Source organism: Legionella dresdenensis (assembly GCF_042649825.1).
In the GTDB taxonomy this organism is placed as follows: domain Bacteria; phylum Pseudomonadota; class Gammaproteobacteria; order Legionellales; family Legionellaceae; genus Legionella_C; species Legionella_C dresdenensis.
On the sequence record NZ_JBHSAB010000001.1, the window covers coordinates 1 to 15,175 of the forward strand.

The window sequence follows — 15,175 nt, forward strand, 5'->3', positions numbered from 1 at the left end:
AGGACCGGGAAGCGTGGCAACAGCTGTTTGAGCGCACAGCGCATGCCGAGGCTTTATTAAAACTACTGCAGGTAAAATGCATCTCATTGCTGTTAGAAAGTAAAAATCTGACTGAGATCGGGAATTTTTGGCCAATTCTGATTGAAGAACTGACTGAAAAACTGGGATCTGAAAATCAGGTGGTCAAGTGGCTTCATACTTTGCCGGCATCCTTGCAACAGCGTTTTATCCAACGCCTGCTTAAAACGCATGGTTATCCTGTAACGGCACTTTCGCAGCCGCTGCTTGTCAGCGAAGCCTTTAATCTTGGGCTACAGGAGGGATATCTTAGCCATCTTAAAAGTGAACAACCGGTTATAATGCGAGATAAAGATTTACGCGGTATTGATTTAAGCGCCCTGGATCTGACCAATATCGAGTTGATTAACTGTGATTTAAGACTTACCGGGATATTTAAAAATAAAACGATCACCAAGGCTCATATTGAAGAGAACCGGCTGGATAAGAAATTTTTTATCCAGTTATTTCTCGACGGAAACATCGAGGCTATCAAACTTGCTCTTTCAAGCACGAAAGCGTTTAGTCTTTTCGATGAAAAATATAAAGGTATGAATATATTCTCCTACATGGGGGACAGCGAATTTCGTAGATTCCACGGGATCGATAGGTCAATCTGGCGGCAGCTGGTTTACCACATCTATCAAGCGTTGATCGAAAGCCCTTATTTCACTCCTCAATATTTAGCGCGATCTGGTGTATTGAGCTCTATAGTAAAGTATAAATATGCCGATTTAATGCGTACGTTTATAGAAAGTCCAAAGTGCTCAACCGAAGCATTTAAGCGGGTAATAGAATCCTCATATCAGCTAAAGACAGAATCCACCATCCTATATGATATTATAAGCGGTTTGTCAGAAAGCCAGGCTGATAAACAAGTGCTTTTAACAATGGCCGATATGGTGTTGCAAAGTTCCCATATGAAACCAGAAATTTTATTGGTTAAACATAGGGGATATTATGATGCGCTTACGCAAGCTCTATCACTAGGGCAAACTGAGATGATTTTGAAAATTTTGAATAGCCCCTGTTGTAATGATGTAACAGTTCGGACAGCAATGAAAACAACTGATTATCTGATGATGAATTACAAGGCAAAAGGCTACTGGACCCTTTTAAATAATTACATCAATCCTCCACCCAGCTATCAGGCAATTTATCAAAAAACAAAAGGCAGCGAATTTAATAAAGCCTGTGCCTTGCTGAGCGATTATACCAAGGGCGGCTCAGCGGCCTTACGTTTTTTCTGCGGTCATTGGAATCGGCATTATATCAAAGAGGTTGGCCAGATTTTGCAGCAAGTTAAAAGCGGGCAGCTTTCTACTCTTGATGAGCTGATTACAGCGCTGCATCAAATTAATCCGACGAATAAAACGGGTTCCTTGACTGCCCGGACATTATTTATCGTCAGGGAACAAAAAAAAACTGTGCGGGCTCCAGAGGTTGCGCCGGAGCCGTCAGGTTACAGGCTATAAACTCATACCCGTTCGGGCAGAAGGAAAATGCGGAGCATTTGTCTCGAAGGCTTTGCACCGTACCACAGGCTTCGAGACAGCGCTAAAGCGCTTCCTCAGCCCGAGCGATGTCAAAACGACCCAACCTACAAAAATTATCCGGTACAAAGAGCGCTTATGCTTTTAGCTCATACCTTAATAAATATTTAATCACAAAATTTAATAGGGCGCATACTATTGTAACCCCAAACAAAATCAGGAAAAGCACTAAAAACGTATTGGCGTAATGTACCTTTAACTCAACAATACTGAGCTGATCCGGATCAACAGAGGTAATCTCCGCCAGTTTTCCTGATAAAAAAGCACCAACCCCCAGAGAAACGAAGAATATTCCCATCATTGTACTGACTTTGCGGCGGCTTGCCAGCATGGTAATAGCCGATAAGCCTACAGGAGAGAGTAACAGTTCAGCAATCGAGATCAATAAATAGGCCGGAATAAATAGCAGGGGCGATAATAATCCCTCTGTTAAATTGTGATTACAGACATATGCAATTAACGCATAGGCCATAAACATGAAAATAATGGCCAGCATAAATTTATTGCCTGTCCTTATTCCTCTTTCTGCCAGGTTTAATGTTGGTTTGCTGCGTGATAATAAATAACCAAACAACAACATACCCAGGCTTTGAATACTGACATAATAAGGCGGAGGGAAAGCGATACCAAATAATTGCGGTTGGACAACGCGCGAAATAAACAAGGTTAACGATAAAAACATCTGAAAATAAAAGGCCCAGAACAGCACGGAAATAATGCAAAGCAAGCCGATTACAATCGTTTGCCGTGCCTGTGCCGGGGATTCGCGTTTTATCGCAACAGACAGGTAAATCAGTGAAATAACGCTTGCAATTAGAAACGCGGCATCTGCAAAATGCGGTTGCATCAGAACAAAAAATGAAAAAATCCAGAATGCCATGGTAATAAAAAAGGCTTTGACAATTTTACTATGGCGATATTCAAAATGGTTATAATCCTTGATCTGATATTTCCGAACACCAAAGAAAAAAACAGTGAATGCGATAATCATTCCAACTGCCGCGCTTGCAAAACTTGCCGACCAGCCAAGATGTTTATTGATAAGGCTTGGCAAGGTTGTTCCAAGGATAATACCAGTTGTTATTCCCATATAGAAAATAGTAAATCCGCTTTCACGTTGCGGCGAATTTTCAGCATATTCATTCCCCAGAAGTGAAGATATATTAGGTTTAAGAAAACCTGTACCCAGCGCTATGCAGGCCAGAGCGACAACCAGATTGTATTCTGAGGTAGACAATGCAAGCGTTGCGTAACTAAAAAATAAAAACACGGCGCCGGCAAGAATACTGTTTTTCTGGCCTAACAGCTGATCGGCAACCCAGCCGCCCATAATCGGCGACAGGTAGGTAAGGGCCGTAAATGATGCAACAAGGGAATAAACCTGTTTGTCTGGCCATTTGAAATGGAGCGCCAGATAAAGTGCGAGTAAAGTCTGCACAACATAAAAGCCATAACGCTCCCACATTTCAGTAGCAAAAAAAACGCGTAACGAAGAAGGTTGTTTAAGGTCTTCAGTATGCACAATAGTCAACCTGAACATAATAATCAATCAAGTAGTCTATCATGAGCAAAATACGCTTCATATAGCCAATGTTAATAATTATTTGTCTGATTATTGAGCAATCCGGAGTTGGATTGGAATCCAAAAATGCTAAAGAGCAAAAAAATAAACAAAAAATGCTGCAAACGAAACTTTTTGGTTTAAAATTACAATTTTTTTAGTTGGTAAAAGCGATGCCCAATTTTATACCGGTTATAAAGTCCAGTTTTATTAAAAAAATTGTCACCCTTGCCCAGAACAATGATATTGAAGGCTTAAATCAGATTATGAGTGACCGGGTACCGGTCAACGTATTACGCTGGGGGTATTCTGCAGTTTATTATCTGGCTTGCATGGGAAAAACCAGGGCAGTATACCTGCTTCTTGATAAATTTGACGGTTCTCCAGAGCAGGCATTGTTTGGGGCTGCCGAGGCAAATAACCAGACATTAATAGAAAATTTATCAAAAAAATATTTTAAAAACAAACCGCCTGCAGGCCCGATTGCCAGAGGATACGCTATGGCAGGCAACGAAGCAGGATATAGGATAAAAAATCTAAAAAGTAATATGCATATTGCTATTGATATCACAATCGGTTTGGCAAAAGGTGAACACAAAGATAAACTAGTCAATTTTATTAAAAGCCAACCTCAGTCAATGCGCGAAGATCTATATCTTGCTGCATCGATGGGCTATGCAATGGCAGGCAATGAAAGAGAATTTTTACATTTCAGTGCATTAGCAAAAAAAGCAAAGAATAGTGATGTTGATATCTTTCTGAATGGATTGATTTATGCTTTTGATTTTGGCCACTACCAACTGGTTGCCTCACTATTGAGACGGCTTGAAAATGTTGCTGAAAGAGATAGAAAAATCAATTGCAAAATTATTGATTTAGTTGTCGATAAAGGTAATATTGAACTGGTTGAAAGATTGTTAGTGCATTATGATGCGTTAGGAATTGCGGTACAGGGTTATAATCAACGAAACAATAGCAAAATGAAAGAACGGTTAATTAGGCCATATGTTCTGATTAGCTCCCAAGCCGTCGAACAGCAATCGGAATTGGCGCCACCCAAAGAAGAAAAACCAACTGAATCATCCAAACTGACTTTTGATATACTGGCTCGTGAAATTCAAGACTATATCAGAACCCACAAGATTACTGTTATGCCCGACACTGATCTATCGTATTTGATAGAATCGCTACAAGGAGAGATGAGCTTTGCAAATATTGAAAATTATTTTGAAAAGCTATTTGTTAGCAAAAACAATGAGAAACGTTCGCCGCTCTTTTATTTTACTAGAGAACGTTGTATAGGTTTATTTGAATATTTAATGAAAAAATATCCCTGGCTAGGCAGCCAAATCTCTGCAAAAGCACTAAATCAACCTGCGAAATTTGTGACATTATCAGTGGAAATGGAAGATAAACAAACTTGTGAATTGATTAGAAATATATCACCGCTATACACGTTACTGTCAACTGATAATTGGGAGTTTTGGACAAAGGCAATTGATATTGCAGAAAAGGCAAATGAAGAAGTAATGACTGCACCGTTTGAAAACATGAATGGCCTGGCTACAACCTATATCTCTCCGATGCTTAATTTGTTACTTCGGCCAAAGGGTTTAGCCTATGTTTTACAGCACTCTCGTTTACGGCGTATTCTTGGAACAAACCTGAATAACCGGGCTTTTCTGCACTATGTATTATCCGATTCAGCCGGTGTAGATTGGTTAGCAGCAAATCCTGAGTATCTTGATAGAATTGATGTAACAATTTTTGCTTATGGCAATATGACTGATTTGATGCTGTCATGGCCGCAGCTTAAAGAGATAATAAGTAACAGGGAAGCGGTATTAAACAAATTGCCTGCAATTAACAGACTGGAGTTGCTGGCAGAAATGATGGATCTGCCTCAACCTCAATTAAATAAACAGGAAAATTTACCTTCAAATGATGCCGGGAACTACAATACACAAGAATGGATGGACGGCTTAAAAGCCATTTTTTGCGAACCGGATCAGAATAAGCTTCCAATTGAAGAAATAACCAACGGAGCCAGAAAAGGCTTTGTGGTTAAATTGCCATTAAACCCTTTAATGGTAAAAATTAAGGACGGTAATCCGTCTTCAGACCCAGTTGAAGTAAAACTTTCTCAACAATTGATAGAAAAATTTATTATTATACCTTTCAAGTCTTATGCGGAAAAGGAAGGGATAGCGGAAGTAATTCTTACCGATAGTGAAGTACGGATTTATCCATTAACAGAAACCCTGAAGCGTTTTACATCCCGTCAAAATCAGAATTATAAAATCTTGACCAAAGAGCTGAACATTGCATGTGATATTATTGAAAAACCTGTACAGCATGAGGTGTTTTTACCGATTTCAGGCACGCTGCCAAAAGAGCAAAGCTTTAAAAAATGCCAATATTCGCCAACGATAGCGAAAGTTATTGCTCGTATTAAAGAGGAATTAAAAAAAGAAAACCTTAAAATCAAGTTGGCTATTACAGGTAGTAATGCCAGCAATGCCGTAGAAGGTATTGAGTATAAAGAAGGGGTCGATCTTGATTTGACATCAACGCCGCTACCAGCCGAAATTCTCAAAAAATTAGGATTAGAGAAATGTCCATATACAGTTGGAGGTAAAAATTTATTTACCGGTACTATAGAAGGAGTCCCCGTTGACTGGTTGATAACCGAAGACAGTGAACAATGGTTAACTGATAATGCAAATCAGCGGGATTTTTTCAAATGCGCATTTTTTCTCGATGTGGACGGTAATGCCTATGATCCAACTGGTCAGGGTGTACATGATTTGTATACTAATCAGCTACGTACGATTGAGATGCCAGAGGACTCATTCAAAAATGATCCGAGCCGCCTGGTACGTGCAATTAAAATGAATGTTCTGGGGGCCGGATTTTCTTATCGTTTAGAGCGGGCAATCAGGGGGTGGCAGCGTGCTTGCAGTAATTATGATGAAGGACATATTGCCGCTTTGAGCAATAATCTGCTTCAGCGCTTAAATCCACAAAAGTTTTTGCGTAAGCTGGAGGAATATGATCTCCTGAAAAAGCTTTTTGATATTGATTACGATATTACCAATGTTGAAGCGGTTGTTGAAAAATTCAAAGACAGAGTCGCCGTAATGCTGCTTAAAAGTAAAATCAATCGTTGGCTCCGTGATGAAAAAATTGATGAAGTTGAGCAGGCATGGCGTGTATTTAACGGCCTTAGATTTAATAATAAGCATTTTTATTTAAAAGCATTGTGTGAAACGGGGGCATTGAAAAAACTATATGATCTGGAATACCAGCCAGGCACAGAAGACAAGCTAGCGGTAGCTTTAAATGATAAACTGGAACCGTTAATATTTATCCGGAAAATTAATGGCTGGAAAGCCAATATGACGCCGGTACAATACCCTATGCGGATAGTCAAGGAGTTGTCTCAGGGTAAGGAAATTACCTGGATAAAGGCGCTGCAAAAGACAGGACTGCTGAAAGAAATTTATGGTATTGATAATACTGATACATTAGAACAATCAGAAGGAAAATTCAGAGCTATCGCTGAAGACAAAGCATTGCAAATTCTGGTTGCCGCTCTTGCCAGCCAGCATCTTGAACCTGCCAGTTTTGCGTTAACAGTTAAAAATGCTTTGACCATGTTTAATCAGGAGCGATATCTGGGGGCGCTGGCAAAGGCTGGCGTGTTGAAACGGGTTTTCAATATTGATTATAAGCCAGGGTATTGTAAAGAGATTGCCGACAATTTTAGCAACCACGTCGCTGAAGTGATTGCAGCCGTGAATCAGGCAGCAAAGAAGAAAACGCCGTTAATGTACGAGTTTTTCAAATTGCCTCTGACATACGCTGAAGCGACGGTAAAGGCGGAAAAAATATCCACGTTGACAGTCGCACCTGCTTGATCAGGAGTGCCTGATAAAAACCTGTTGGGTCGTAACCGCCCAACCCGGCGTAAGCATATTGACCCGGCAAATTTCTGCTGTATGCTATGAAAAATTCTTTATCCCGGGAAGGAAAATGGCAACAACACGATTTGTTAAAGCAGCACACGGTACTACATTACAAGCTAAAAGCTGGCTAACCGAAGCCGCTTTACGAATGCTCTGCAATAACCTTGATCCGGAAGTTGCAGAGCATCCTGACCAATTGATTGTTTATGGCGGGCTTGGAAAGGCTGCCCGTAATTGGGATTGTTTTGTAAAAATTGTTTCGACATTAAAGAAACTCGAACACAACCAGACCTTGCTAATTCAATCTGGAAAACCAGTTGGCGTATTCACTACTCATCCTGACGCACCGCGGGTTTTGATTGCCAACTCTAATCTGGTTCCGCATTGGGCCAATTGGGAGCATTTTAACACCCTGGATAAAAAAGGCCTGATGATGTACGGTCAAATGACAGCTGGAAGCTGGATTTATATCGGTTCACAAGGCATCGTCCAGGGTACTTATGAGACATTTGTATCAGCCGCTAAAAAACATTTTAATGGCGACTTGACCGGGCGGTGGATTTTAACCGCTGGTCTTGGCGGCATGGGCGGAGCACAACCACTGGCGGCGACAATGGCCGGAGCCAGTATCCTGGCAATTGAATGCGATCCCAGCCGATTGAACAAACGATTACAGACACGTTATCTTGATAAATCAACGGACAATCTTGGGCAGGCTCTGCAATGGATAAAGCAGGGTTGCGAATCCGGACAGCCGGTATCGGTAGGATTACTTGGCAATGCGGCTGAACTCTATCCTTTATTATTAAGCAAAAATATTCTTCCTGATTTGGTCACAGATCAAACAAGTGCTCACGATCCCTTGAATGGCTATTTGCCAAAAGGTTGGAGTCTTGAACAGGCAGCGGCTATGCGTAAAACAGAACCAGAGCAGGTTATCGCAGCGGCCAAAATATCAATGAAAGAACAGATAGAGGCGATGCTGGGTTTTCAGGCTCTTGGCGTTCCGGTATTTGATTATGGCAATAATCTACGGCAAATGGCCAAAGAAGCTGGCGCCGAAAGGGCATTTGATATTCCCGGATTTGTTCCAGCTTATATTCGGCCGTTATTTTGTCAAGGTATTGGCCCGTTTCGCTGGGCTGCATTATCTGGCGATCCGGAAGATATTTATAAAACCGATCAAAAAGTGAAAGAATTATTGCCTGATAACAAGCCGTTACACCGCTGGCTGGATATGGCGCGTGAAAAAATTGCTTTTCAGGGATTGCCTGCACGTATTTGTTGGGTTGGTTTAAAAGACCGGGAACGTTTGGGGCTTGCTTTTAATACCATGGTGAAGCAAGGGGAACTTAAGGCGCCGGTTGTGATCGGACGCGATCATCTGGATTCAGGTTCAGTAGCAAGCCCTAACCGGGAAACCGAAGGCATGCTCGACGGCAGTGATGCCGTTTCTGATTGGCCATTATTAAATGCGCTGTTAAATTGTGCCAGCGGAGCAACCTGGGTCAGCATCCATCATGGCGGAGGCGTCGGCATGGGCTTTTCACAACATGCTGGCGTGGTGATTGTCGCTGACGGAACGGAACAGGCAGCACTTCGGCTTGCAAGAGTTCTGCATAATGATCCGGCCACAGGCGTTATGCGGCATGCTGATGCAGGCTATGAACTTGCGGAGCAATGCGCCCGCGAAAATCAGTTATGGTTGCCGATGTTTGACGTGGAGGCAAGCCATGACTAATCGTTTTACGCTTAATCCGGGCCAGTTGAAAATTGCCGATCTTGCCAGATTGACTGCAGAAAATACGCCGATTCAATTGGCCGAAGAGGCGTTAGCCAGAATTGACTCGGCCAATGCCTGTGTCAGGCAAGTTCTTGAAAATGACAAAATTGTTTATGGAATTAATACCGGTTTTGGTTCCTTGGCTAACCAGATAATTTCAGCTAATAATCTGAAACAGTTGCAACGCAACCTAATTCTGTCGCACGCATGCGGTACAGGTGATTTACTGGATAATGGTACTGCCAGACTGTTGCTGCTCCTTAAAATTAATAGCCTGGCGCAGGGATATTCCGGAGTCAGTCTTAAATTACTAAACTATTTAATCACGTTTAATAACCGCTCCATTATTCCCTGCATTCCAGCCAAAGGGTCAGTGGGCGCTTCAGGTGATCTTGCGCCACTTGCCCATATGTCGTTACCGTTATTAGGCGTAGGCGAAGTGTGTCATAACGGGAAGATTATTTCGGCGGAGGAGGGGCTGGCTATTGCCGGGTTGCCAGTGCTGGAATTAGAGCCAAAAGAAGGTTTGGCTTTGATTAATGGTTTACAGGCCTCAGCGGCGATTGCGATTCAGGCTTATCTTAATGCTGAAAAGCTGTTTAATACTGCAATTATTGCTGGAGCGCTATCGGTTGATGCCGCCAACGGCAGTGATGTGCCATTTGATGCCAGAATTCATCAGGCCAAAGGCTATAGACATCAAAGTGAAGTGGCGGCCTGGTATCGAGATTTGTTGGCTGGAAGCGCGATTCGGGAGTCGCATCGTCATTGTGAGCGAGTACAAGATCCCTATTCGTTAAGGTGTCAGCCGCAAATAATGGGTGCAGTATTGCATCAAATGGAATTCGTAAAAGAAACATTGGAAATTGAAGCTAACTCAGTCTCTGATAATCCATTGATTTTCCCGGAACAAGGAGAGATTTTGTCAGGCGGGAATTTTCACGGAGAAATGTTGGCAATGGCATCTGATAATCTGGCATTGGCAATTGCTGAAATCGGAGCGGCAGCGGAAAGGCGTATTGCTTTATTGATTGATAAAAACTTTAGTGGTTTACCTGCCTATCTGGTAAAGGAGGGCGGGCTTAACTCCGGTTTTATGATCGCTCATGTAACAGCTGCCGCCTGTGCAAGTGACAATAAAGCGCTGGCACATCCGCATTCAGTCGACAGCTTGCCTACTTCCGCAAATCAGGAAGACCATGTTTCAATGGCGACTAATGCGGCACGGCGGTTACATGCCATGATTGATAATACGGCAACGATATTGGCTATTGAATTGCTGGCTGCATGTCAGGGACTGGAGTTCCGTAAACCATTGCAAACTTCTTCAGCATTGCAAAAATATTATGCCGAAATTCGTCAGAACGTACCTGCTTATGATCAGGATCGCTATTTCGCACCAGATATTGCAGTGATTAAGAATAAAATCTTACAAGGAGATTTTAAGCTTGATAACGTATATAATAACGCGATTTAATAGCATTCGGGAGTGAGCCATTAACGAAATAACATTGCAGATTTTTACCGATGGAGCCTGTAAAGGAAATCCAGGCCCAGGGGGCTGGGGCGCTTTGTTGCGTTATGGTACACAGGAAAAAAAGCTCTATGGCGGTGAACAACTCACTACCAATAACCGAATGGAGTTAATGGCTGCAATTAAAGCGCTCGAAGCGGTAAAACGTAGCTGCAAAATCGATCTGTTCACAGATTCGCAATATTTACGGCAAGGTATTACTGGCTGGATTTTCGGCTGGAAAAAAAATGGCTGGAAAAACTCCAAAAAAGAACCGGTAAAAAATGCCGATTTATGGCAACAACTGGATATACTTGCCAATCAGCATCAGATAACCTGGCATTGGGTCAAAGGACATTCCGGCCATCCTGAGAATGAATTGGCTGATGAGTTGGCGAATCAAGCTATCAGAGAATTAACAGGTAATTAATTATGCGTCAAATTGTTCTCGATACGGAAACAACCGGGATCAGCCATGAAACCGGACATCGGATTATTGAAATTGGTTGCGTTGAAATTATTGATCGCAAGCTAACCGGTAATCATTATCATGTCTATCTTAATCCAGAGAGGGAAGTGGACGAGGGGGCGTTTCGCGTTCATGGCATAAGCACCCAATTTTTACAAGACAAACCGCTTTTTAAGACTATAGTTCAGGAGTTTATTGATTATATCGCTGGCGCTGAACTGGTTATCCATAATGCAGCGTTTGACGTTGGTTTTATTAATGCTGAGCTTGGGCTGCTAAAATGGCAGAAAAATCTTTCTCATTACTGCACAGTAGTTGATACCCTGATGTTGGCACGCGAAAAGCATCCCGGCCAGCGGAATAGTCTGGATGCTTTGTGTAAGCGCTATGACATTGATAATTCAAACCGTCAGCTGCACGGCGCGTTACTTGACGCGGAAATTCTGGCATCTGTCTATCTGGCCATGACTGGCGGACAAGGAAGCCTGTTTGATGAGGTCAGCACGATTGCGGTTAATAAGCATGCAGCTGCAGTATCAGTGATAGAAAAGCTGACTTCTAATTCACCAGTGCTTTATCCAGATGATGCTGAATTGGAGCAACATAACAATTTTTTGGAATTTTTAGTAAAAAAATCAGGCATTAACCGTTGGGAAACAAATTAAAACTGGAACTGTGCTTTTATTGTTCTATATTTAGGTTAGTAAACCTCGACAATGGAACTAAGTATGGAAACAATAAGCACGAAAAAAGGGTTGTTGTCATTTTTTTTAGCCTTTGTATCTTTTACAGCCACACAGTCCAGTGTTGCGAACACCTCATTGAGCAGTTCGTCTAAACTGACTGTTGCGTCCAATACTTTTATTTTTAACCCTAAAAGCCTTACCTGGAGTGCAGTCAACTCGAATGGCAAGGTCATTCGCTCAGGCAAAGCATCTGGCGGCAGTAAATATTGCCGCGATATCGGCCGCGCATGCAAAACGCCAAGTGGTACTTACAGTATAATCCACAAACGTGGCGCCGATTGCCGCTCAAGCCGTTATCCGGTAGGCCGTGGTGGAGCCAAAATGCCTTACTGTATGTTTTTTAGTAAGTATTACGCAATTCACGGTTCTTACGAAGTACCAAACTACAATGCCAGCCACGGTTGTATCCGTGTTAAACCGCATGATGCTTTGTGGTTGCATCAGAACTTTATAAAAATTGGCACTAAAGTCATTGTTAAACCATATTAATAAACCACCGCAGGTTGGAAAATTGGGCTTCACAGCCCAACCCACATCAGGATTCCTGCATTTGATTCGTGTAGGTTGGCTGTAAAGCCCAACACTCATTTTCCTTGTTTATTAAAACACATATTTTCCTCTCAGGCTCAAGTCAGTTATATTTATAAAGCCCCATTTATTTGCCCTAAGGATTACGATTATGTCTTTAAAAATATTATCAGTTGAGGAAGTAAAGCAGAGCATAACCATGGCGCATGCTATTAATGCAATGGAAAGGGCTTTTATCCAATTAGCCAATAAGCAGGTTGTCCTGCCCTTAAGAACCAGTGTTGCAATTGAAGAAGAAAATGCAGTGACGCTGACAATGCCGGCATATCTTGCCAGGGAAAAGGCACTGGGGCTTAAAGTGGTTTCCGTTTTTCCTGATAATATCGCAAAAAATAAACCGGCTATTGCTGGTTTTATCATGCTGCTTGACGCAACCACTGGTGAACCGCGAGCTTTAATGGATGCAGGCTATTTAACCGCATTAAGGACAGGGGCAGTTTCTGGCCTGGCAACAAAATATTTTGCTCCAATAAATGCAAGCCATGTCGCTATCATTGGTTCAGGAGTACAGGCAAGAACCCAACTTGAGGCAGTTGCAGCTGTTCGTCCAATTGAACAGGTTTCTGTCTGGTCAAGAACACGTGAAAATGCAGTAAATTTTGCGCACAGCATTGAACATCAATACGATGTTCTGATATGCGATACCATATCAGAAGCCGTAAAATCAGCAGACATTATCTGTTCCGCGACCAACAGTACTGAGCCGCTCATTCATCTCAAAGAGCTTAAGCCGCATGCGCATATCAACGCCATCGGATCCCATTCACGAGCTATGATGGAAATTGCGCCAGAAGTTCTGGAGCGCTCAGTGGTTATTGCCGACCAGTTACAGGCAGCCCTCGCTGAATCAGGAGAAATTATTGCCGCAATTGAACAAAATCGATTAAAGCCTGATGCGATTATTGAGTTTGGCAACTGGTTATTGCATAAAAAGGAGGATTATAAGAATAAGCTAACGGTATTTAAGTCAGTCGGTCTTGCAATTCAGGATATAGCTGTGGCTGATGAGGTTTATAAAAATGCCTCAAGGGATAAGCTTGGCTTTGATTTTTCTTTTTAAGGGAGTGTTGGGCTTTACAGCCCATATCCGTCAAGCTAAGGAATTAAATTTCTACATTTCACAATATCGTTCGGGCTGAGGAAGCGCTTTAGCGCTGTCTCGAAGCCTGTGGTACAGTGCCACGCCTTCGAGACAAATGCTCCGCATTTTCCTCAGGCCGAACGAATATGTGCTGTAAAACCCATAGCAGGCAGTTAAGGAATTTTGTACATTTACTATTCTAATTTCCTGTGTACCTGGCTTAGCTTGACGGCCAATGGGCTTTACAGCCCAACCTACTCTGTTTTATCCATCTCGCTTTATTCGTCGTCGTCCATACTAAATGAAGAACCACAACCGCAGGTTGTTTTGGCATTCGGATTGCGAATAACAAACTGCTCGCCCTGAATGCCTTTTACATAATCAACTTCGGCATTTTTTAAAAATTGATAGCTCATAGAATCAACCAATAATTTGACAGTGCTCTTGCCATCCGTGCAGTGCTGGGTAATCACGGTATCATCTTCTTCATTGATTACTTCATCAAAAGTAAAGCCATACTCAAAGCCTGAGCAACCGCCGCCAGAAATATAAATTCTTAAATTCAGGTTGGGATTCTTTTCTTCTGCGATAAGGGAGGCAACTTTATCTGCCGCGCTGACAGAAAATAGAATACCGTCTGATGTTGTTGTTGCGTCCATTGTTACTCCAAAATAATGTATGATATTAAGTTTACTATATTATCGAATAATTTGTTCTATTACAGCACCGCCCAGACACTGGTTTTTATCGTAAAACACAATATATTGTCCAGGCGTCACGGCTCGTTGCGGCTCTGAAAACATGACATAATATTGCCCATTGTCTTCAGGAGAAATAACACAAGCCTGATCGGGTTGACGATAACGGGTTTTGGCATAGCATGTCAGCGGTAATTGTTCCTGACAATCTGCCAGCCAATGGATAGACCCGCAGATCAAACCGTTAGCATACAGCATAGGATGATCACTACCTTGAGCTACCAGTAAGGTATTGGTTTTTGTGTCTTTATCAACGACATACCAGGGTTCATCTGTCGCAGATTGACGGCCGCCGATCCCGAGGCCTTGTCTTTGTCCTAAGGTATAGAACATTAAACCGTCATGAGTGCCTAATAATTCTCCCGCAGTACTTCTAATTTCACCCGGTTTAGCCAAAATAAATTCCTGTAAAAAGGTTTTAAATCGACGCTCCCCGATAAAGCAAATTCCGGTGGAATCTTTTTTATCGTGCGTGATCAATCCTAATTGTCTGGCAAACTCTCTGATCTCGGATTTATGATAATCGCCAATTGGGAAAAGGCTTTTATTCAGTGCAGCTCTGTCAATAGCGTGTAAAAAATAGGTTTGGTCTTTATCGCGGTCTTTAGCTTTCAGCAGGGCGCCGTTTTTTACCCGGGCATAGTGGCCAGTAGCAATATAATCCGCGCCAAGGGTCATGGCATGGTTTAGAAAAGCATTAAACTTGATTTCTTTATTGCATAAAACATCAGGATTCGGGGTTCGTCCCATTTCATACTCATGCAGAAAATGAGTAAAAACCCGCTGCCAGTAGGTTTCTGCGAAATTGACCGCATGCAAGGGAATGCCAATCTGTGAAGCGACAGCCTGGGCATCAGCCAAATCAATGGCTGCAGCACAATATTCGTTGGTATCGTCCTGTTCCCAGTTTTTCATGAACAAGCCTTCAACCTGATAGCCCTGTTCTTTTAACAGCCAGGCAGCAACTGAGGAGTCTACCCCCCCTGACATCCCAACAATAACTTTTGCTTTCATGTGCTTTTAGGTTCTAAAAAAAGGCATATTGTAACCTATTTTTATATTTTTATAAATCGAATCAAATAAATCTATCTAATCTGG

Annotated in this window: 11 protein-coding genes; 8 read left to right on the top strand and 3 right to left on the bottom strand. The window is 42.2% G+C overall.

The annotated features are described in order from the left end of the window. A partial coding sequence (locus ACFORL_RS00005) for a DUF5617 domain-containing protein (protein ID WP_382339839.1) occupies nt 1–1,532 on the top strand: 1,532 nt, incomplete at its 5' end. Between the two features lie 154 nt (nt 1,533–1,686). Here ACFORL_RS00005 and ACFORL_RS00010 read toward each other — a convergent pair. Next, the gene (locus ACFORL_RS00010; RefSeq protein ID WP_382339840.1) at nt 1,687–3,132 is read right to left on the bottom strand and encodes a peptide MFS transporter; all 1,446 of its coding nucleotides are present in this window, start codon (nt 3,130–3,132) and stop codon (nt 1,687–1,689) included. A gap of 212 nt (nt 3,133–3,344) precedes the next feature. Here ACFORL_RS00010 and ACFORL_RS00015 point away from each other — a divergent pair, with 212 nt between their 5' ends. From ACFORL_RS00015 to ACFORL_RS00045, 7 genes are all read left to right on the top strand, one after another. Beyond that, entirely contained in the window at nt 3,345–7,091 is a 3,747-nt protein-coding gene (locus ACFORL_RS00015; RefSeq protein ID WP_382339842.1) for a hypothetical protein, read from the top strand. Between the two features lie 115 nt (nt 7,092–7,206). Continuing rightward, nucleotides 7,207–8,880: a urocanate hydratase gene (hutU, locus tag ACFORL_RS00020; protein WP_382339844.1), complete on the top strand. Its 1,674-nt coding sequence runs from the start codon at nt 7,207–7,209 to the stop codon at nt 8,878–8,880. Beyond that, the gene (gene hutH, locus ACFORL_RS00025) at nt 8,873–10,399 is read left to right on the top strand and encodes a histidine ammonia-lyase (protein ID WP_382339846.1); all 1,527 of its coding nucleotides are present in this window, start codon (nt 8,873–8,875) and stop codon (nt 10,397–10,399) included. Before hutU ends, hutH begins: the two co-directional genes overlap by 8 nt. Nucleotides 10,400–10,427: 28 nt before the next feature. Further along, nucleotides 10,428–10,865, top strand: a complete 438-nt coding sequence (rnhA, locus tag ACFORL_RS00030) for a ribonuclease HI (protein WP_382340833.1) — start codon at nt 10,428–10,430, stop codon at nt 10,863–10,865. 2 nt (nt 10,866–10,867) lie between these two features. Then, nucleotides 10,868–11,569, top strand: coding sequence for a DNA polymerase III subunit epsilon (gene dnaQ / locus ACFORL_RS00035; RefSeq protein ID WP_382339848.1), 702 nt, complete (start codon nt 10,868–10,870; stop codon nt 11,567–11,569). 63 nt (nt 11,570–11,632) lie between these two features. After that, nucleotides 11,633–12,139, top strand: coding sequence for a L,D-transpeptidase (locus tag ACFORL_RS00040; protein ID WP_382339850.1), 507 nt, complete (start codon nt 11,633–11,635; stop codon nt 12,137–12,139). A gap of 190 nt (nt 12,140–12,329) precedes the next feature. Further along, nucleotides 12,330–13,298, top strand: coding sequence for an ornithine cyclodeaminase family protein (locus ACFORL_RS00045; protein WP_382339852.1), 969 nt, complete (start codon nt 12,330–12,332; stop codon nt 13,296–13,298). A 299-nt stretch (nt 13,299–13,597) separates the two neighbouring features. Here the strand turns inward: ACFORL_RS00045 and erpA are convergent, their stop codons facing one another. Both erpA and mnmA read right to left on the bottom strand, forming a co-directional pair. Beyond that, nucleotides 13,598–13,978: an iron-sulfur cluster insertion protein ErpA gene (gene erpA, locus ACFORL_RS00050; RefSeq protein ID WP_382339854.1), complete on the bottom strand. Its 381-nt coding sequence runs from the start codon at nt 13,976–13,978 to the stop codon at nt 13,598–13,600. Between the two features lie 39 nt (nt 13,979–14,017). After that, nucleotides 14,018–15,091, bottom strand: coding sequence for a tRNA 2-thiouridine(34) synthase MnmA (mnmA, locus tag ACFORL_RS00055; protein WP_382339856.1), 1,074 nt, complete (start codon nt 15,089–15,091; stop codon nt 14,018–14,020). Nucleotides 15,092–15,175 lie beyond the last annotated feature (84 nt).